Raw genomic sequence first — 18954 nt, 5'->3', positions numbered from 1 at the left:
GCCATGGATGCCATTACCCGTCACACGCGCCCCGATTCGTCACCGACGCCACTGCTGAGCATCGTCTGCCCGACTTACAACCAAGAGGCGTTCATTGCTCAGGCACTGGACAGCTTTCTGGCCCAGCAGACCGACTTCGCTTTTGAAATTCTCGTCAATGACGACGCCTCGACCGACAGCACGGCGCGCATCATCGCCCAGTATGTCGAGCGTTACCCGCTGATCATCAGGCCCTTCTACCACGCAGAAAACCAGTTTCGCCAAGGCAAGGCCTGCGTGCCGGAGCTGTTCATGGAAGCGCGCGGGCGCTACATCGCCTTCTGTGAGGGCGATGACTACTGGACCGACCCGCGCAAGCTGCAACTGCAAGTGGACTTTCTTGAAAGCCACCCCGATTACGTCATCACCTATCACGACGCAATGGCCTTCGATGACCAAAAGCAACTCGGTATCCAGTTGCAAGGCGACCTGCGCCGCGACGCCAGCGCCCTGGAGCTGCAAAAGGCCCGGCCCATCTCGACCCTGACCTCGTGCTTTCGCAATGTGCTGACCAGCATGCCCCCGGAATTACAGGTGCGCATCGCGCCGCTCAACGACTTGTGCTGGTGGTCGTTGCTGGGCGCCCACGGCAAGGGCAAGTTCATCGAGCAGATCAAACCTGCGGCGTACCGCGTACACCCCGGCGGGATCTTTTCCATGCGCAGCAACAAGCGCAAGTTGCACATGAGCCTGCAGACCGCTTCAAGCCTGGCCAACTACTACAACCGTCTGGGCAACCAGGCGCTGTACGAACACTTCCTGACCCAGAATGTGTGCTTTTCACTGGCCGCCCTGTCGCCTGCGCACAAGGTCAAGGCGCTGTTGACGGTTGCACGCAATGTCCTCGTCAACCTCAGCCGGCGCTTGCGCCAAGCCACCCGAAAAGCCCCCGGCAATGCCCATGTTCAGTGAATTGCTGGTGGTCTGCGTGGGCAATATCTGCCGCAGCCCGATGGCCGAAGCCCTGCTGCGCGAGCGCCTGGCAACGCCTGGCACGCAGGTCCGCTCGGCAGGCCTGAGTGCCTTGGTCGGCGAGCCCATGGATCGGCGGGCGCAAGAGGTGTTGCACGATCACGGCCTGAGACCCGATGTCCATCACGCTCGACAGGTGGATCTGCACATGCTGCGCCGCGCCGACCTGATCCTGTCGATGGAACAAGCCCATATCGCCCGCCTGTTCAGGCTGGCCCCGGAAATACGTGGCCGCACGTTTTTGATCGGCCAATGGCAACAGTCGACCCAAGTTGTCGATCCCTACAGGCGTGCGAAAACCGCCTTCGAACAGACCTACGAGCATCTGTCGCGCTGTGTCGACGACTGGCTTCCTTATCTTCAGTCAGGAGATCCGAGATAAATGACCGTTATGAATCGCACTTCCCTGGACGCCCTTCAGGACACCCGGATCGACCTGGCAACCTTGCTGCGCACCCTGCTGGACCACAAGCAACTGATCTTCTGGCTGACCGGTCTGTTCATGCTCATCGGCCTGAGCTACGCGATACTCGCCACGCCGATTTACCAGGCCTCGGCGATGATTCAGATCGAACCGCGCAAACTCGGTATCGAGGGCACGCCGGAGGTCAACAACAAGCCGATGTCGGCCTCTCAGGCCACCACCGAGATAGAACTGATCAAATCGCGGGCGTTGCTGGGCAAGGTGGTCGATGACCTGCGCTTGAACGTGCAATACAGCCCTGACCGGCTGCCGGTTATCGGCCCGTGGTTTTATCGCACCTTCGTCCCTGAATTTGCAGGGCAACTGGCCGAGCCGCTGTTTGGCCTGACCAACTATGCCTGGGGCGGCGAGAAGCTCGATATCTTTCAGCTCGAAGTCCCGGAAGCCCTGCTGGGCGAGCCGCTTAAACTGGTGGCCGGCCGGCCTGGGCAATATGCGCTCTACGACGCCGAGAACCAATTGCTGCTCAACGGCACGGTAGGGCGCACCAGCGAAGGCCAAGGCATCAAAATCCAGGTGTCGCAGCTCAACGCCCGTCCGCAAACCTCGTTCACCGTGACCCGCCAACGCAACCTGAGCACGGCACTGGCCTGGCAAGACCGGCTGAAGATTACCGAGGCCGGCAAGGACTCGGGGATCATCTACCTGCTGCTGCAAGACAGCGACCCGCTCAAGGCCAACGCGGTGCTCAACGAAGTCAGTCGTCTGTATGTGCGCCAGAACGTCGAACGCAGTTCGGCCGAAGCGGCGCAGCGCCTGGAGTTTCTGCGTTCGCAATTGCCGACGGTGCGCAAACAGCTTGAAGCATCGGAAAATGCCCTGAACGTCTTCCAGACCAGCTCACGCTCGGTGGACCTGACCATTGAAACCAAAGGCGTACTCGACCAGGTGGTCGAGATGGAAACACGCCTGTCCGAGCTCAAGCTCAAGCGCGTCGAGCTGGAGCGGCTCTATACCCGCGAACACCCGACCTACCGCAGCATGATGAGCCAGATTGCGCAGATAGAGGCCCAGAAGCAGGGCCTGCTGAAAAAGATCGAAGCCCTGCCGCACTCGCAACAGGAGCTGCTGCGCCTGACCCGCGACATGCAGGTCATCAGCCAGACCTACACCCTGATGCTCAACAAAAGCCAGGAACAGGACATCCTGCGTGCCGGCAGCATCGGCAACGTGCGGATCATCGACAACGCCGACAGCAACGTCGAAAAACCCGTCAAACCGATGAAAACCCTGATCGTGCTGATCGCAGCCCTGGTCGGAGCGCTGCTGGCAGTGGCAATCATCTTTGTCCGCCAGTCGTTCTATCGCGGCATCGAGAACCCTGAAGTCATCGAAAACCTCGGCATGCCGGTCTACGCCTCCCTGCCCTTCTCACGCCAGCAAGAACGCCTCGACAAGGCCGCAACCGCGCCCGGCGCGCCTCGCGAAGCGCGGCTGCTGAGCACCCGCGCCCCGGAAGAACTGGCCCTGGAGTCGCTGCGCAGCCTGCGCACCAGCCTGCACTTTGCAATGCTTGAGGCGCGTAACAATGTGCTGATGATCACCAGCCCGTTGCCTGGCGCCGGCAAATCGTTCGTCTCGGCCAACCTGGCGGTGATCATCGCCCAGACCGGCAAACGCGTGCTGCTGATCGACGCCGACATGCGCAAGGGCTACCTGCACAAAGTGCTCGGCGTGCAGTCCCGCCACGGGCTGTCCGACACCTTGGCGGCGCGCCTCAAATGCCTTGAGGTCATCCACCGCACCGAGGCGCGCAACCTGGACTTCATTTCGTGTGGCTTTGCCGCGCCTAACCCTTCCGAACTGCTGATGCACGACAACTTCCACAAGATGCTCAGCGAACTGTCGCCGCTGTACGACCTGATCATCATCGACACCCCGCCGATTCTTGCGGTCACCGACGGCACGCTGGTCGGTCGCCAGGCCGGCACCTGCCTGCTGGTGGCGCGCTTCGGCCTGACCACCAGCAAAGAGCTTGAGGCCTGCAAACGACGCCTCAACCAGAACGGCATCCTGATCAAGGGCGCGATCTTCAACGCCACCGTGCGCAAGGCTTCGACCGCCGAGTACGACTGCACCAGTTACGGCTACAGCTACCACCCTGTGCGCAAATAATCCGGTCCGCCATCACGACAAGGAGTTAATCATGGCCCGAACCATTGCAATGATGCAGCCGTACCTGTTCCCTTACCTGGGGTACTTTCAACTGATTGCCCGCGCCGATGTGTTCATCCTCGGCGATGACCTGCAGTTCATCCGCGCAGGCTGGGTCAACCGCAACCGCATCCTGAACAACGACCAGCCGCGGCTGTTGACCTTCCCGGTCAAAAAGGATCATTTCGCCTTGCCCATCATGCAGCGCCGGCTGGCCGACGGTTTCGACATCGAGGCCACACGCCTGCTCAACCTGATCGAGCAGAGCTATCGCAAGGCGCCTTACTTCACCCAGCTCATGCCGTTGCTTGAACGGCTGATCCGCTTTCCGCAAAGCAACCTGGCGCTGTATGCCGAAAACGCCCTGCGCGAACTGTGCGCCTACCTGCACATCACCACGCCGATCCTGCGTGGCTCGGACCTGCACCTGGAAACCTGCCATGACAAACAGGACCGGGTGATCAACATCGCGCACATCTTCTCGGCCAGCACCTTCCTCAATCCCATCGGCGGCTTCGAGCTGTACGACCGTGAACTGTTTGCCCGCAACGGCCTGCAGCTGAGCTTTTTCACCATGAACCCGGTTCGCTACGCCCAGTTCGGCGAGGACTTTGTCGAGAACCTGTCGATCATCGATGTACTGATGTTCAACAGCGTCGAGCAGACCCGCGCCCTGCTCGAGCACTTCACTGTCAGCGAAGGCGGCGCCGCCAACGATCCCTGCGTGAGCAGCGTTGTGGCGCCCTTGATTCCTCAACTTGTCGTGGAGTGAGCCCATGTCCGCCATCGATCCAGCACGCTGGTACCTGATCCAGACCAAACCGCGCCAGGAGTTGCGCGCCCTCGAGCACTTGCAACGCCAGCAATTCGAGTGCTACCAGCCGCTGACCGCCAGCCTGGGTCGACCTGAAGCGCTGTTTCCCGGCTACCTGTTCATCCGCATGGATCAGGTGCATGACAACTGGTACCCGATCCGCTCGACCCGCGGCGTGGCGCGCATCGTGACCTTCGGTGCGCAGCCGGTGCCGGTACACAACGAGCTGATCGACCAGATTCGCCAGCGCCTGGCCCTGCCTGCGCTGCACAAGGTGTTTGCAAAGGGCGAAACGGTGCGCATCAAGACCGGCAGTTTCGGTGATGTCGAGGCGATCTTTCTGGCAATGGACGGTGCCGAGCGCGCAGTGATTCTGCTCAACCTGCTGCAACGCCAGCACAAGGTGGTCTTGCCGCTCAGCAGCCTGACCCGGGTTCCGGCCGGGGCCTGATCGCCGCGCCGTGACCCAACGTGTTCTCGCCCTTGTCCTGTTCAGCGGAAATTGCGCCATGCCCAATCTCACTACCCTGGTAACCCTGACCTACGGTGACCGCTACAACTATCTGCACACGCTGATCAGCCGTTCGCTGGAAAGCCCGCAGATCGAGCGCGTCATCGTCGTCAGCAATGCCTCCAGCGCGCCGTTGCAGACGCTGGTTGAAACCTGGCCCAAGCACGTTCAGGTCATCGAGCTGCCGCACAACACCGGCTCTGCCAACGGTTATGCCGTCGGTATCCAGGCGGCGCTGGACGCCGGCGCCGAATACCTGTGGCTGATGGATGACGACAACGCACCGACCATCAACGCCATCGAGGTCCTGCACGACCGGCTGCAACGCCTGGCACCGACCAACGGCCGCGACAAGGTGGCGGTGCTGGGCTTTCGGCCCACCCACCAGGCCGACATCGCCACCGGTGTGCCGCAACGCTTTGCCATCCAGCGTCGCTCAAGTTTTTTTGGTTTCCACATTGCCCACCTGCCTTACAAACTGTGGCGACGCCTGCCTTGGGGCCGCCCACAGGTAGCAAGCGGTTTGCCCGAACTGGTGCAACTGCCCTTTGCAACCTACGGCGGCCTGCTTGCGCATCACAGCCTGTACCGGCGCATCGGCCTGCCGCTGGAAGCCTTGAAGCTGTATGCCGACGACAACGAATACACTTGGCGCATCACCGCCGGCGGCGGACGGATTTTTCTGGTGCCGGAAGCCTTGCTCGATGACCTCGAACACTCGTGGAACATCAAGGCGCGCACCAACAACATCTATGAAAACTACCTGCTCGGCGGCTCCGACCTGCGTGCCTACTATGGCGCACGCAACCAGGCCTGGTTCGACAAAAATGTCTGGGTGGCATCGCCGCTGGTCTATCAATTCAACCGCTGGCTGTTCTTCTGCCTGCTGCGCGTGTTCGCCCGCCGCTGCGATGCCGGACCACGCCTGAAACTGCTGGAAAAAGCCATCGCCGATGGCGAGTCCGGCCTGCTGGGCCTGAACCGGTCATACCCGTTATGAAGCTTCTGTTTCTCAGCAGCCTGTATGCGCCGGACATCGGCGGCGGTGCCGAAATCATCCTGCAGCGCACCGTCGAGGGCCTGCAGGCACGCGGGCACAAGGTCGTGGTGCTGGCCACCGGTGCCAAAGCCGGGCTGCATCAGGACAACCTCAACCAGGTGCGGGTCTACCGCGCCGGCCTGCACAACTTCTATTGGCACTTCACCACCCAGCGGCCCGGCCGGCTGACACGTCTGGGCTGGCACCTGCGTGACCGCTATAACCGTGGCATGCGCCGTTATCTGGGGCAGGTGATCGCCCTCGAACAGCCGGACCTGGTGATCTGCCATAACCTCACGGGCTGGTCGGTCTCGGCCTGGGATGAAATCAGCCACTGCGACCGGCCGATCATTCAGGTGCTGCACGATCTCTATCTGCTGTGCCCCGGCAGCACCATGTTTCGCAAGGGCCATGACTGCCAGCGGCAATGCGGCATGTGCGTGCAGTTTCGCAAGGGCCATGCCGAGCGATCGGCGCAGGTCGACAGCGTGGTCGGCGTCAGCCGCTTCATGCTCGAGCGCTTGCAGGCACAGGGTTATTTCAAGGGAGCCCACAGCCATGTGGTGTACAACGCCAGCCCATTCGCGACCCTGCCGGCGGCCGGTCATCCAGGCCGCCCGGCCGATGCCCCGCTGCGCTTTGGCTACCTGGGCACGCTGTCGGAGCCCAAGGGCGTGGGCTGGCTGATCGAGCAATTCCAGCGCCTGCCGTTCAAGGCCACCCTGGACATTGCAGGCCGCGGGCAACTGGCCGACGAGCAGCGTTTCAAGGCCATGGCCACCAGCGACCGCATCCGCTTCGTCGGCTACCAGAAACCCGAGCACTTCTACGCCAGCATCGATGTGGCCGTCGTGCCGTCGATGTGGAGCGAGCCCTTCGGCATGGTCGCCGTTGAAGCCTGCGCCCATTCAAGGCCGGTGATTGCCAGCCGCATGGGCGGCCTGACCGAGATCATTCAGGATCAGTTCAACGGCCTGTTGTGCAACCCCGACGACCCCGAGTCACTGGGCATTGCCATGTTGCGCCTGCATCAGGACCCTGCGCTGCTGGCGCGTCTGGCGGCTCAGGCGCGTGGCAGTGTGGCCGCCCTGCTGGACCTTGACCTGATGCTCGACAGCTATGAGCGCATCTTTGCCCAGACCCTGCGCGAGCGGCTGCTGGTGCCCGTCAATCTGCCGCTGTAACGGTTTTTGCGTTGTTTTTTCTTTACCGCTTATCTTTGCAGGAAGCCTTCGATGATCGTTATCAATGCCCGGTTTCTGACCCAGAACCTCACCGGCGTGCAACGTTATGCCGAACAGATCAGCCTGGCGCTCAAACACCTGCGCAACGACGTGGTGTTCGTCACCCCCCATGATGTCCGCTCGCAGCACACCGCAGGTTTGCTGCAGGCCGAGCCCATCGGGCGCAACCGTGGCCATGTGTGGGAGCAGGTCGACCTGCCGCTGTATCTGCGCCGCCATGGCAATCCGCTGCTGGTGTCGCTGGGCAGCAGCGGCCCGCTGTTTTATCCCAACCAGATTGCCACCCACCATGACATCACTTACGTGCGCTTTCCGCACACCTACTCGTGGACGTTTCGTACCGCCTACCGAGTCATGACCCCGATCCTGCTGTCGAGGGTCAGAACCCTGCTGACCCCCAGCGAATTTTCCAAAGGCGAAATCTCAAGCTTCTACAAGATGCCTCGCGAACGCATCCTGACCCTGCCTAACGCTGTGACCGAGCATTTTCTGCCCGCCGCCAACCTGCACGTCGAGCGCCCTTACCTGCTGGCGGTGTCTTCGCCCAGTGCGCACAAGAACTTCACCCGCATGATCCAGGCGTTTCTGAGCCTGCGCGGCCAGCCGGACCTGCAACTGCACATTGTCGGCTCCACCCACGGGCTGTTTGCCGACCCCGACCTGCAACGCCTGGCCAGCCGCGACCCGCGCATCCGCTTTCTGGGGCGCCTTGACGATACCGAGCTGCTGACCCAGTACCAGGGCGCCACTGCATTCGTGTTTCCGTCGCTGTACGAAGGCTTCGGCATTCCGCCGCTCGAAGCCCAGGCCTGCGGCTGCCCGGTGCTGGCCGCCAATGCTGCTTCGATTCCCGAAGTACTCAAGGACAGCGCGCTGTATTTCGACCCGCTGGATATCACGCAGATGGCGGCCGCCATGCAGCGCATCCTCAATGATCCGGTGCTGCGCCAGTCCCTGCGCCGCCGCGGGCTGGCCAACGTCACCCGCTTCAGCTGGCAGCGCTCGGCGCAACGCCTGTCCAGGCATATCGACAGCCTGCAAAAAGTGCGCGCCCAACCGCGTAAAAACGCCAGCCGCCCGAATGCCGAACGCTAGTACGCAACACCGCGCCATGCTCTTCAGCCCTGCCGCACAGACCCCACTGTTCCCACCCCCGCCTAGACGCCAGCCGTATGCGCCTGATGTAGCGAGACCCTTACATCAAGGAAGACCCATGAAAATCGCAATTGTCCATGACTGGCTGGTGACCTACGCCGGTGCCGAACGGGCGCTGGCCTCTCTGCTGCGGGTCTGGCCCGAGGCGGACCTGTTCGCCGTGATCGACTTCCTCAGTGACCGGGACCGTGCGCAACTGGGCGGCAAGTTCGCCACCACCACGTTCATCCAGAACCTGCCTGGCGCACGTAAACATTACCAGCGCTATCTGCCGCTGATGCCGCTGGCCATCGAGCAACTGGACCTGTCCGGTTATGACCTGATCATCAGTAGCAGCCATGCGGTGGCCAAGGGCGTGCTGACCGGCCCCGACCAGTTGCACATCAGCTATGTGTATTCACCCATTCGCTACGCCTGGGACCTGCAGCACCAGTACCTGCGCGAGTCGGGCCTGGATAAAGGCTTCAAGGGCCGGCTGGCACGCATGGTGCTGCACTACATACGCCTGTGGGATCAGCGCACCGCTGCCGGTGTGGATGAATTCATCGCGGTGTCGAGCTTTATCGGGGCGCGGATCGGCAAGGCCTACCGGCGTGAGTCCACGGTCATCTACCCGCCGGTGGACACCTCGATCTTCACCGCCGACGGCCCGCGCCAGGACTACTATTTCACCGCCTCGCGGATGGTGCCTTACAAGCGCCTGCCGATGATCGTCGAGGCCTTCGCGGCCATGCCCGACAAGCGCCTGGTGGTGATCGGCGACGGGCCGGACATGGCCCGCGCCAAAGCCATTCATGCGCCCAACGTCAGCCTGCTCGGCTACCAGCCGGCCGCTGTGATGTTGCAACACATGCGCGCCGCCAAGGCCTTCGTGTTCGCCGCCGAGGAAGACTTCGGCATCAGCCCGCTGGAGGCCCAGGCGTGTGGCACGCCAGTGATTGCCTATGGCAAGGGCGGCGCGCTGGAAACCATTCTGGGCCTGGACCACCCGACGCCCACCGGGGTGTTCTTCCAGCACCAGGACATTGCCTCGCTGGGTGCTGCGGTGCGCGAGTTCGAAGCGGCGCAGGGACGCATCACACCCATCGCCTGCCGGCTTAATGCCGAGCGTTTTTCGGTGGCGCGCTTCGAAGAGCAGATCAAGGCCTTCGTCGACAGCCGCCTGGCCAGTGCGCGGGTGGCGGTCCAGCACGTACGCCTGCCGGTGCCCGTGCCTGCCAATGAAGTGTCTGCGCGTGTCGCGCCCATCGAGTCGGCCTGAGGCAACCCAGCCATGGACAACCCCGTACGCGGCATCCTGCATGCCCATCAATCGTTGCTCTCGGTCGCCCATCGCTTGCTGGATTTAATGGTCATCGTGCTGATCGGCTATTGGCAACATCAACTCACCCCGCTGTTCAACGACACCGAAGCCTCGGTACAGATTCTGTTGGCGGTGCTGGTGTTCCACTGGCTCAGCGAGTACCACAAGCTGTACGGCTCATGGCGTGGCGAACGGATTGTCGGCGAACTGACCAAGGTGTTCGCCTGGTGGGCGCTGGCCTTTGTGATTCTGTTGTCGGTGGACTACCTGATGCTGGGTCGTCGCGAGCTGCCAGCCGAGCAACAGATGACCTGGTTTGCCCTGGTGCTGGCGGTGCTGTGCGGCTACCGGATCATGATCCGCCTGGGCCTGCACGCCTTGCGCCGGCGCGGCTTCAATACCCGCCGCGTGGCGATCGTCGGCACGGGACCCGTCGGCGTGCGCCTGGCCTGTTCGATCAGCGATGCGCCGTGGATGGGCCTGCACCTGCTGGGCTTCTACGACTCGCTGCCGCAACAGACCGACCTGCGCAGCCGGGGCCTGCGTGTGCAGGTGCTGGGCGATCTTGCGCAACTGATCGACGACGCTCGCCAGGGCCGCATCGACAAAGTCTATATCACCCAGGCCGAACCGCAGTTACGCGAGTTGCTTACCGGCCTGAGCGACACCACCGCCACGGTGTACCTGGTCCCCGATGTGTTCACCTTCGAGCTGTTGCACGCCCGCAGTGAAAGTATCAATGGCCTGCCGACCATCAGCATCTTCGACTCGCCCATGGACGGTGCCTGGAGTGTGGTCAAGCGCCTGGAAGACATTCTGCTGACGAGCCTGATCCTGTTGCTGATCGCCGTGCCGCTGCTGCTGATTGCGCTGGCGATCAAGCTCACCTCAACGGGACCGGTGCTGTTTCGCCAGCGCCGTTATGGCCTGGACGGGCGGCCGATCATGGTCTGGAAATTTCGCAGCATGACCGTGCAGGAAAACGGCGACGTGGTGCGCCAGGCCACCCGCAACGATGCACGCATCACACCACTGGGCGGTTTCTTGAGACGCACTTCGCTGGACGAGTTACCGCAGTTTTTCAATGTGCTGCGCGGCGACATGTCGATCGTCGGCCCGCGTCCCCACGCCGTGGCGCATAACGAGCAATACCGCAAGCAGGTCAACGGCTACATGTTGCGCCACAAGGTCAAGCCGGGCATCACCGGCTGGGCGCAAGTCAACGGCTGGCGCGGCGAAACCGACACCCTGGACAAGATGCGCAAGCGGGTCGAGTTCGACCTGCAATACATCGAGCACTGGTCGGTGTGGCTGGACCTGAAAATCATCCTGCTGACCCTGTTCAAGGGCTTTCTCAACAAGAACGCCTTCTGACGCTGCACTGCACTCGCTCTGCCCTGCTTGCCATGACCATCCCCGCGTATTCTCAGGAAGGAACCCGCCTTATGAAGCAACCCCTTGCCCTTATGTTCTTTGCTTTGCTCCTGCAAGGCTGTGTGCTTGCCCCCGGCCAGCATATGACTCAAAGCGATGTCAGCACCGACGACCCGGATGAGCCCCAGGCCAGACTGGTCGATATCACCCCGCAAAGCCTCAAGCAAGAGCAAGAGGTAGCGCTGGCCAACGGCAAGCCCCTGCCGCCTGAGCTGCTTAATTACAAAACGCCGGAATACCAGATCGGCGCCGGCGACACGTTGCTGGTCACCGTGTTCGAACACCCTGAACTCACCGCACCCGGCTCTCAGGACCAGCTGGATGCCAACTCCCGCGAGGTGCTCAACGACGGCACGCTGTACTTTCCGTATGTCGGGCGCATTCAGGCGGCAGGCAAGACGGTGCGCCAGGTCCGCGAGCAACTGCGCCTGGGGCTGTCGCCGCAGTACACCGAGGTCAAGGTCGATGTCAAAGTGCTGCGCTATAACAGCCAGCGCATCCTGCTGTCGGGTTCGTTCAAGACGCCGGGGCCACAAGCGATCAGCAATATTCCCTTGAGCCTGGTGCAAGCGGTCAGCACCGCCGGTGTCGACCTGAGCGATGCCAACCTGGCCGGTTTGACCCTGCGCCGCGATGGCAAGGATTACCTGATCGACATCGACTCGCTCAACCGTCGCGACTCGCAACTGAGCCGCATCTACCTCAAGGATGGCGATTACCTGCACCTGAACAGCAACTCGAAAAACCGCATCTATGTGCTCGGCGAAGTGCTCAACCCGCAAGTGCTGTCGTTCGGCACCACCCGCGTGACCCTGCTCGAAGCCCTGGGCAATGCCGGCGGCCTGAGCCCCGACAGCGCCGATGGCGATGCTGTGTATGTGATTCGCGGCGCCGACGCACAGAACAACAGCGCCGCGACGGTGTACAACCTGAAAGCGAAAAAACCCACGGCCTATCTGCTGGCCGGGCAATTTGAGCTCAAGGCTCAGGACGTGGTGTTTGTGGGACCTGCGGACATTACCCGCTGGAACCGCTTCATCAGCCAGTTGCTGGGCTCGGCCAGCGTCGTGCAAACCGGTGCCGCGTTCAGAAACTGACCCCGCAAGTGTTGCTCCAGCAACAGCCATTCGACAGTGGCCTGTTGCTGGAGCACCAACCTCAGCGACAATCCCTTCCCCCGCAACCCGCTCAGCCCTTGTAATCCGCGCCCTTCGGCGCCGCGAGCAGACTGGCACACAAGCTGCTTGGCAGTCAGACGCTTATTGCAAGGAATCTCCCTGATGTTGGTCGTTTCGCTCTCTGGCAGTCCCTCCCCTACTTCCCGCTCCGGTGTTGTTCTGGCCCACGCCAGCCAATGGCTTGCGCAACATGGCGTCGATGTAACGACCCTGCGCATCCGTGATTTCAACGCCGAAGATTTGTTGTTCGCCCGCTTCGACAGCCCGCAGGTGCAGGCCTATATCGAAGCGGTGAAACAGGCCGATGGCCTGCTGATCGGTACGCCGGTGTACAAGGCCTCGTTTTCCGGCGCGCTAAAGACCCTGCTCGACCTGCTGCCCGAGCGCTCCCTGCACGGCAAGGTGGTCTTGCCGCTGGCCACCGGCGGCAGCATTGCGCACATGCTGGCCGTCGACTACGCCTTGAAACCGGTGCTCTCGGCGCTCAAGTCGCAAGAGGTGCTGCATGGCATCTTTGCCATCGACAGCCAGATCAGCTACGGCGACGGCCCTGAAGGCGGCGTGCTCGACGAGATTCTCACCGAGCGCCTGCATGAAGGTCTGGAGCATTTCCTGCGCAGCCTGCAACACCGCCTGCACACCCGCAAAAAAGCCGCCGGCGCGCATTTGCAGCTGGCGCTGTAAAGGTTATTGCTGGATCACCAACGGGTACAACGACAGCACCAGCAGCAACGCCATGACCACGTTGAACACCCGCAGCCAGCGCGGGTCGCGCAGCACATTGCGCAACAGGCTGCCGAAACCTGCCCAGATCCCGACACCGGGCAGGTTGATCAGGGCGAACACCGCAGCGATCACCAGCACATTGGTGAAATAGCCCTGCATCGGCGTGTAGGTACTGATCGCGCCGATGGCCATTACCCAGGCCTTGGGATTGACCCACTGAAACAGCGCGGCGGCAAAAAAGCCCATGGGCTCGCCGCGTGGCTGGTCGTTTTCAGACGCAGGTCCGGAGGTCGCAATCTTCCAGGCCAGGTACAAAAGGTAGGCGCCACCGATATAGCGCAGCAGCGTATAGAGGATCGGCCAGGTCTGAAACAGGCTGCCCAAGCCAAAACCGACCGCCAGAACCAGGATCATGAAGCCACTGCTGATGCCGAGCATGTGCGGCAGCGTGCAGCGAAAACCGAAGTTCACCCCGGAGGCCAACAGCATCATGTTATTGGGGCCCGGCGTGATGGAGGTCACCAGCGCAAACAGGGCAAAGGCCAGTAGCAGATCGAACGATAAAGACATGACGGCAGTCCATGGAGGCAGTAAGCAAGGCGCTCACACTAACCAGCCTGGCTGGACAAACACACGGACAGTTGCACGAAAGTTGCGGCAGTACAGTTTCTACAAAATCATCAGCTCAGCAGAACTGTCAGCCCTGGCGATCCTGGCCAATCACGCTGACTTCAACATTGACTTCGGCACTGCGGTCAAACTCACGCACTTGCTGAAGTTGCGGCTCAGCCAATAACCGGGTCTTGCGAGCCTGGTACTCATCGAACGACAGACCGCGACGGTTGAGGTCTTCCAGCGCCAGCTGGCGGGATTCTTCAGCGCTGTAGGGACGTTGCTCGACCGCATGATGAGTCGAGCAGCCGCTGACAACGGCAACAGTAAGCAACAGGGCAAGGGCAGTAAAACGGTTCATGGCGACCTCCGTGGTCGTTGCGATTCGGGAATGAACAAATCTTAATCCCGCGCCGCTCTACTCAAAAATCACCCCCTGTGATAGTGACTATTGCCTCAGTGATACCTGGTCGGCTACCTGCTCGATCAACACATCACGCAAGGCCTGGGCGGCCACTGACAATTGCTGTTCACCCAAGGTCATCAGGCCGATGCGCCGCTCGATACGCGGCCCCACCAGCGGGATGCAGCGCGCGCCCAGTTCCTGCATCTGGCCGATGCACAACGCCGGCACCGCACTGACCCCAAGCCCGCAGGCGACCATGCGCCCCACCGTGACCAGTTGATGGCTTTCGAAAGCCACCGACAGCCGGCCGTGCAGCGGCGCAATCGACTGCTCCAGCAGCAGGCGCACCGCCGAGGGCCGTTGCAGGGCGATAAAGTCCTCGCGCAGCAGCTCGCTCCAGTCGATTTGCTCACGCCCGGCCAGCGGCGAATCGGCCGCCACCACCGCCACAAAGCGGTCCAGCCAGAACGGGGTGAAATGCAGCAAGTGCCCAGGCTCGGGCTCAAAGCCGATGCCCAGCTCGACCCGGCGTTCGCGGACCATCTCCAGCACCTGCTCGTTGATCACGTCGTGCACCGCGACGTTGACCCGTGGATAACGTCCCCGGAATACCTTGAGCGCCTCTGGCAAGCGGTTACCGGCAAACGACGGCATCGCCGCCAGCGACACCCGGCCCATCTGCAAGGTAAAGCGCTGGCGCAACAGTTCTTCGGTGTTGTCCCAGTCGGCCAGCAACTGCCGGCCCAGCGGCAGCAGCGTCTCGCCTTCCGGCGTCAGGCTGACGCTGCGGGTGGTCCGGATCAACAACTGACCGCCCAGCGACTCTTCAAGGTTCTTGATGGTCAGGCTCAGCGCCGGCTGCGACAGGTGCAGCCGCTCGCCGGCCTGGGCAAAGCTCAGGCACTCGGCAACGGCGACGAAAGCGCGTAATTGTTTGACGTTCATTATTTTGCTTTTCTTATCAAATCATCAGAAAAACAAAATTAACAAATCATTACCTAAAGCAGAAGATGTGCCTACAACGATAAATACAACAAGGCGGATCATCATGGCCGGACTCGACAAACGAGTAGCAACCTACGAAGAAGCCCTGGCCGGGCTTACCGATGATATGACGGTGCTGTGCGGCGGTTTCGGCCTGTGCGGCATTCCGGAAAACCTGATCGCGCAGATCAAGCGCATGGGCACCCGCGGCCTGACCGTGGTTTCCAATAACTGCGGCGTCGATGGCTTTGGTCTTGGCATCCTTCTCGAAGACCGGCAGATCCGCAAAATGATCTCGTCTTATGTGGGCGAGAACGCACTGTTCGAGCAGCAACTGCTCAACGGCGAGCTGCAAGTTGACCTTACCCCGCAAGGCACCCTGGCCGAAAAGCTGCGCGCAGGCGGTGCCGGCATTCCGGCTTTCTATACCGCCACCGGCTACGGCACGCCTGTCGCCGAAGGCAAGGAAAGCCGCCAGTTCAATGGCCGCAATTACATTCTCGAAGAAGCGATTACCGGCGACTTTGCCCTGGTCAAGGGCTGGAAGGCTGACCACTTCGGCAATGTGATCTACCGCCATACCGCGCAGAACTTCAATCCGCTGGTGGCCACCGCCGGGCGCATTACCGTGGTCGAGGTCGAGGAAATCGTCGAACCCGGCGAGCTCGACCCGGCGCACATTCACACCCCCGGTATCTATGTCGATCGGCTGATCTTGGGCACGTTCGAGAAACGCATCGAAAAACGTACCCTTAAAGCCTGAGCTTAAAGCCTGAGCTGGAGAACTGACCATGGCACTTTCCCGCGAACAAATGGCTCAACGGGTCGCCCGCGAACTCAAGGACGGCTACTACGTCAACCTGGGTATCGGCATTCCGACCCTGGTCGCCAACTATGTGCCCGAGGGCATCGACGTGATGCTGCAATCGGAAAACGGCCTGCTGGGCATGGGCGAATTTCCCACCGCAGAGACGCTCGATGCCGACATGATCAACGCCGGCAAGCAGACCGTCACCGCCCGCAGCGGCGCGTCGATTTTCAACTCCGCCGACTCCTTCGCGATGATCCGTGGCGGGCATGTCGACCTCACCGTGCTCGGCGCCTTCGAGGTCGATGTCAGCGGCAATATCGCTTCGTGGATGATCCCCGGCAAGCTGATCAAAGGCATGGGCGGCGCGATGGATCTGGTGGCCGGCGCTGAAAATATCATTGTCACCATGACCCACGCCTCCAAGGACGGTGAGTCGAAACTGCTGCCGCAGTGCAGCCTGCCACTGACCGGCGCCGGCTGTATTCGCCGGGTGCTGACCGACCTGGCGTGGCTCGAAATCGACGACGGCGCCTTCATCCTGCGCGAGCGCGCGCCGGGGGTCAGCATCGAGGAGATCGTCGCCAAGACCGCAGGACGGCTGATCGTCCCGGATGATGTGATCGAAATGCAGTTCTGAATGACCAAGCCCCTGCATCGCAGGGGCTTCAAGCTTTTAACGCCTAAAAATAATAACGAGGTTCTGCATGTCCACTTCCCTCCAGGAAAGCCGCTCCGCCCGCTTTGCCTTGCGTTGCTCGGCCTGGGCCGAACGCTGGTTCCCCGACGCCTGGGTGTTCGCCGCCCTCGCCGTATTGATCGTGACGCTGGCGACCCTGGCCATGGGCGCCAAGCCTGCGGCGGCAGCCAAGGCGTTTGGTGACGGCTTCTGGAGCCTGATCCCCTTTACCCTGCAAATGGCTTTCGTGGTCATCAGCGGGTATGTGGTGGCCAGCTCGCCACCGGCGGTGCGTTTGATCGACCGCCTGGCGCGTATCCCGAAAAACGGCCGCAGCGCGGTGGCGTGGGTCGCCTTGATATCGATGGTGGCCTCATTGCTCAACTGGGGGCTGTCACTGGTGTTCGGCGGTTTGCTGGTGCGGGCGCTGGCGCGGCGCACCGACCTGAAAATGGATTACCGCGCCGCCGGTGCGGCGGCCTATCTGGGGCTGGGTGCGGTGTGGGCGCTGGGCATTTCTTCGTCGGCGGCGCAGTTGCAAGCCAACCCGGCCAGCCTGCCGCCGTCGATCCTGTCGATCACCGGGGTGATTCCGTTTACCGAAACCATCTTCCTCTGGCAGTCGGGGGTGATTCTGCTGGCGCTGGTGGTGATTTCGATCATTGTCGCCTACGCCACCGCACCCGGTCCCGGCAGCGCCCGCGAGGCCAAGGATTGCGGCGTGGACCCGGCGTTCAACCTGCCGCCGCTGGCGCCGCGCACCCGGCCCGGTGAATGGCTGGAATACAGCCCGCTGTTGATCATCGCCATGGTGGCGCTGGGCGTTGGCTGGCTGATCAACGAATTCAGCACCAAGCCGGTGATCACTGCGATCTCGGGCCTCAATACCTATAACTTCCTGTTCATCATGCTCGGCGCCCTGCTGCACTGGCGTCCGCGCAGCTTTCTCGATGCCGTGGCCCGCGCGGTACCGACCACCACCGGGGTGCTGATCCAGTTTCCGTTGTACGGCTCGATTGCCGCCTTGATGACCACGGTCAAGGGCAGCGATGCGCAAACCCTGGCGCATCACATTTCGCTGTTCTTCACCAGCATCGCCACCCACGACACCTATGCGCTGCTGATGGGCGTGTATTCGGCCGTGCTGGGCTTCTTCATTCCCTCCGGCGGCGGCAAGTGGATTATCGAGGCGCCGTATGTGATGCAAGTGGCCAACGAGCTGCAGTATCACCTGGGCTGGGCGGTGCAGATCTACAACGCCGCCGAGGCGCTGCCGAACCTGATCAACCCGTTCTACATGCTGCCGCTGCTCGGCGTGCTGGGCCTGAAGGCCCGCGATTTGATCGGTTTCTCGTTCGTGCAATTGCTGGTGCATGCGCCCATCGTGCTGTTTCTGCTCTGGGCGCTGGGCACGACCCTGACCTACACACCGCCGGTGATGCCGTAGAAACACAACCAAGTAGGAGCGCGCCTGCCCGCGACCGAGTGCGTAGCGCTCGCAAATTCTACGAAACGCTGAAAATTTACGACTGCTAACGCAGCCGGTCGTCCGAGTGCGCTAGCGCTCGCAAATTCTCGGAAACGCTGAAAATTTACGACTGCTAACGCAGCCGGTCGCGGTGGTCCGGCATTCCGGCAAGCGCGCTCCTACAAGAACCATGTGCGCAATGAGGTAGCGATTTTAGCGTGGGGCGCTGACGTCGGTCTGGCCGCTGGCGAGCAGCGCTCCGCGCACAAAGCCGCTGGCCAACTGGCGCTCGATGAAATCGGCCACATACGCCGCCCCCGCCTCGCGCCCGCGTGGCACGGCCATCGCCTGGCGGATGGCGGTAAAGGCGCCGTCCAGCACCCGGTAGCGAGCATCCGCTGCCGCTATCTGTTCCAGCGGCTGACGCACGCCTGCCGCTGCATCCAGGTTCTGCTCGATAAACAGGTCCACCGCGCCTGCCGAGGTTTCGGCACGCTCCAGCGTGGCGTGTTGCAGGGTGCGGCTGAGAAACAGGTCATAGGCTGCGCCATTGCCCACCGCCAGACGCAGGCCGGATTGATCCAGCTGTTCGACCGACTGGTAAGACGCCTCGGCCTTGACCAGGTACGTGCCTTCGATCAGCACATACGGCTCGCTGAAATCGATCTGCGCCGCACGCACCGGCTCGATGGCCAGAAACGCCAGCCGCCAGGTGTCCTCTTCCAGCGCAGCAAAGACCTTGCCCGCGGCATCGAAGGTGGTCATTTGCAGGTTCACGCCCAGCTCGATGGCCAGCGCCTTGGCCAGGGCCACCGATACGCCTTGCGGCTCACCGGCCGGCCCTTGCTGGGCCAGTACCGGGTTGCCGAGGTTGATGGCGGTACGCAGTACGCCGTCGGGGGCCAGGTCGGCCAGTATGGCGGGAGTCACTGGATTCACGTTGT

Annotated in this window: 19 protein-coding genes; 15 read left to right on the top strand and 4 right to left on the bottom strand. The window is 62.0% G+C overall.

Translation table 11 applies throughout. The features are described 5' to 3' along the window. Positions 1–3: 3 nt before the first annotated feature. The 12 genes from ACYAS9_RS24165 (at position 4) to ssuE (ending at position 13011) form a co-directional block, all read left to right on the top strand. Positions 4–951, top strand: coding sequence for a glycosyltransferase family 2 protein (locus ACYAS9_RS24165; RefSeq protein ID WP_463570931.1), 948 nt, complete (start codon positions 4–6; stop codon positions 949–951). Beyond that, positions 941–1393: a low molecular weight protein-tyrosine-phosphatase gene (locus tag ACYAS9_RS24160; RefSeq protein ID WP_463570930.1), complete on the top strand. Its 453-nt coding sequence runs from the start codon at positions 941–943 to the stop codon at positions 1391–1393. Before ACYAS9_RS24165 ends, ACYAS9_RS24160 begins: the two co-directional genes overlap by 11 nt. Further along, the gene (locus ACYAS9_RS24155; RefSeq protein ID WP_463570929.1) at positions 1394–3610 is read left to right on the top strand and encodes a polysaccharide biosynthesis tyrosine autokinase; all 2217 of its coding nucleotides are present in this window, start codon (positions 1394–1396) and stop codon (positions 3608–3610) included. A 31-nt stretch (positions 3611–3641) separates the two neighbouring features. Beyond that, positions 3642–4421, top strand: a complete 780-nt coding sequence (locus ACYAS9_RS24150; protein WP_463570928.1) for a WbqC family protein — start codon at positions 3642–3644, stop codon at positions 4419–4421. A 4-nt stretch (positions 4422–4425) separates the two neighbouring features. Further along, on the top strand, positions 4426–4914 hold the full coding sequence (rfaH, locus tag ACYAS9_RS24145; RefSeq protein ID WP_463570926.1) for a transcription/translation regulatory transformer protein RfaH: 489 nt from the start codon (positions 4426–4428) through the stop codon (positions 4912–4914). Between the two features lie 58 nt (positions 4915–4972). Then, a complete protein-coding gene (locus ACYAS9_RS24140) occupies positions 4973–5974 on the top strand; it encodes a glycosyltransferase (RefSeq protein ID WP_463570925.1) in 1002 nt (333 codons plus the stop codon). After that, the gene (locus ACYAS9_RS24135) at positions 5971–7197 is read left to right on the top strand and encodes a glycosyltransferase family 4 protein (RefSeq protein ID WP_463570924.1); all 1227 of its coding nucleotides are present in this window, start codon (positions 5971–5973) and stop codon (positions 7195–7197) included. The genes ACYAS9_RS24140 and ACYAS9_RS24135 overlap by 4 nt, the downstream gene beginning before the upstream one ends. A gap of 51 nt (positions 7198–7248) precedes the next feature. Next, entirely contained in the window at positions 7249–8352 is a 1104-nt protein-coding gene (locus tag ACYAS9_RS24130) for a glycosyltransferase family 4 protein (RefSeq protein WP_463570922.1), read from the top strand. Positions 8353–8470: 118 nt separating this feature from the next. Further along, a complete protein-coding gene (locus ACYAS9_RS24125; protein ID WP_463570921.1) occupies positions 8471–9673 on the top strand; it encodes a glycosyltransferase family 4 protein in 1203 nt (400 codons plus the stop codon). A 12-nt stretch (positions 9674–9685) separates the two neighbouring features. Further along, entirely contained in the window at positions 9686–11089 is a 1404-nt protein-coding gene (locus ACYAS9_RS24120; protein ID WP_463570920.1) for an undecaprenyl-phosphate glucose phosphotransferase, read from the top strand. Between the two features lie 71 nt (positions 11090–11160). Continuing rightward, complete coding sequence (locus tag ACYAS9_RS24115; protein WP_463570919.1) at positions 11161–12246, top strand: polysaccharide biosynthesis/export family protein; 1086 nt, start codon at positions 11161–11163, stop codon at positions 12244–12246. 183 nt (positions 12247–12429) lie between these two features. Then, on the top strand, positions 12430–13011 hold the full coding sequence (ssuE, locus tag ACYAS9_RS24110) for an NADPH-dependent FMN reductase (protein WP_463570918.1): 582 nt from the start codon (positions 12430–12432) through the stop codon (positions 13009–13011). Positions 13012–13014: 3 nt separating this feature from the next. Here the strand turns inward: ssuE and ACYAS9_RS24105 are convergent, their stop codons facing one another. From ACYAS9_RS24105 to ACYAS9_RS24095, 3 genes are all read right to left on the bottom strand, one after another. Then, complete coding sequence (locus tag ACYAS9_RS24105) at positions 13015–13623, bottom strand: LysE family translocator (RefSeq protein ID WP_463570916.1); 609 nt, start codon at positions 13621–13623, stop codon at positions 13015–13017. 127 nt (positions 13624–13750) lie between these two features. After that, a complete protein-coding gene (locus ACYAS9_RS24100) occupies positions 13751–14026 on the bottom strand; it encodes a hypothetical protein (protein WP_463570914.1) in 276 nt (91 codons plus the stop codon). Positions 14027–14113: 87 nt separating this feature from the next. Continuing rightward, complete coding sequence (locus ACYAS9_RS24095) at positions 14114–15016, bottom strand: LysR family transcriptional regulator (RefSeq protein WP_463570913.1); 903 nt, start codon at positions 15014–15016, stop codon at positions 14114–14116. 103 nt (positions 15017–15119) lie between these two features. On the opposite strand from ACYAS9_RS24095, the gene ACYAS9_RS24090 reads away from it, so the two are divergent. The 3 genes from ACYAS9_RS24090 to ACYAS9_RS24080 all read left to right on the top strand — a co-directional run bounded on the left by ACYAS9_RS24090 (position 15120) and on the right by ACYAS9_RS24080 (position 17989). Further along, positions 15120–15818, top strand: coding sequence for a CoA transferase subunit A (locus tag ACYAS9_RS24090; protein ID WP_463570912.1), 699 nt, complete (start codon positions 15120–15122; stop codon positions 15816–15818). 28 nt (positions 15819–15846) lie between these two features. Further along, positions 15847–16503 carry a CoA transferase subunit B gene (locus ACYAS9_RS24085; protein ID WP_463570910.1) on the top strand — a complete coding sequence of 219 codons (657 nt, stop codon included), beginning with the start codon at positions 15847–15849 and terminating at the stop codon, positions 16501–16503. 67 nt (positions 16504–16570) lie between these two features. Next, positions 16571–17989, top strand: coding sequence for a short-chain fatty acid transporter (locus tag ACYAS9_RS24080; RefSeq protein WP_459742074.1), 1419 nt, complete (start codon positions 16571–16573; stop codon positions 17987–17989). A 234-nt stretch (positions 17990–18223) separates the two neighbouring features. Here ACYAS9_RS24080 and ACYAS9_RS24075 read toward each other — a convergent pair whose 3' ends face one another. Beyond that, the gene (locus ACYAS9_RS24075) at positions 18224–18949 is read right to left on the bottom strand and encodes a transporter substrate-binding domain-containing protein (RefSeq protein WP_463570908.1); all 726 of its coding nucleotides are present in this window, start codon (positions 18947–18949) and stop codon (positions 18224–18226) included. Positions 18950–18954: the final 5 nt, after the last annotated feature.

The organism is Pseudomonas sp. HP_08, assembly GCF_055284095.1.
Note: the sequence above shows the minus strand (reverse complement) of the source record. Positions and strands in the feature narration are given on the sequence as shown.

Bases quoted from the DNA above. Each gene is read 5' to 3' on its own strand.
- ACYAS9_RS24085 (WP_463570910.1), top strand. From the start codon at position 15,847: ATGGCACTTTCCCGCGAACAAATGGCTCAACGGGTCGCCCGCGAACTC.
- ACYAS9_RS24160 (WP_463570930.1), top strand. From the start codon at position 941: ATGTTCAGTGAATTGCTGGTGGTCTGCGTGGGCAATATCTGCCGCAGC.
- rfaH (WP_463570926.1), top strand. From the start codon at position 4,426: ATGTCCGCCATCGATCCAGCACGCTGGTACCTGATCCAGACCAAACCG.
- ACYAS9_RS24140 (WP_463570925.1), top strand. From the start codon at position 4,973: ATGCCCAATCTCACTACCCTGGTAACCCTGACCTACGGTGACCGCTAC.
- ACYAS9_RS24135 (WP_463570924.1), top strand. From the start codon at position 5,971: ATGAAGCTTCTGTTTCTCAGCAGCCTGTATGCGCCGGACATCGGCGGC.
- ACYAS9_RS24100 (WP_463570914.1), bottom strand. From the start codon at position 14,026: ATGAACCGTTTTACTGCCCTTGCCCTGTTGCTTACTGTTGCCGTTGTC.
- ACYAS9_RS24120 (WP_463570920.1), top strand. From the start codon at position 9,686: ATGGACAACCCCGTACGCGGCATCCTGCATGCCCATCAATCGTTGCTC.
- ACYAS9_RS24130 (WP_463570922.1), top strand. From the start codon at position 7,249: ATGATCGTTATCAATGCCCGGTTTCTGACCCAGAACCTCACCGGCGTG.
- ssuE (WP_463570918.1), top strand. From the start codon at position 12,430: ATGTTGGTCGTTTCGCTCTCTGGCAGTCCCTCCCCTACTTCCCGCTCC.
- ACYAS9_RS24090 (WP_463570912.1), top strand. From the start codon at position 15,120: ATGGCCGGACTCGACAAACGAGTAGCAACCTACGAAGAAGCCCTGGCC.
- ACYAS9_RS24125 (WP_463570921.1), top strand. From the start codon at position 8,471: ATGAAAATCGCAATTGTCCATGACTGGCTGGTGACCTACGCCGGTGCC.
- ACYAS9_RS24095 (WP_463570913.1), bottom strand. From the start codon at position 15,016: ATGAACGTCAAACAATTACGCGCTTTCGTCGCCGTTGCCGAGTGCCTG.
- ACYAS9_RS24105 (WP_463570916.1), bottom strand. From the start codon at position 13,623: ATGTCTTTATCGTTCGATCTGCTACTGGCCTTTGCCCTGTTTGCGCTG.
- ACYAS9_RS24150 (WP_463570928.1), top strand. From the start codon at position 3,642: ATGGCCCGAACCATTGCAATGATGCAGCCGTACCTGTTCCCTTACCTG.
- ACYAS9_RS24165 (WP_463570931.1), top strand. From the start codon at position 4: ATGGATGCCATTACCCGTCACACGCGCCCCGATTCGTCACCGACGCCA.
- ACYAS9_RS24115 (WP_463570919.1), top strand. From the start codon at position 11,161: ATGAAGCAACCCCTTGCCCTTATGTTCTTTGCTTTGCTCCTGCAAGGC.
- ACYAS9_RS24155 (WP_463570929.1), top strand. From the start codon at position 1,394: ATGACCGTTATGAATCGCACTTCCCTGGACGCCCTTCAGGACACCCGG.
- ACYAS9_RS24080 (WP_459742074.1), top strand. From the start codon at position 16,571: ATGTCCACTTCCCTCCAGGAAAGCCGCTCCGCCCGCTTTGCCTTGCGT.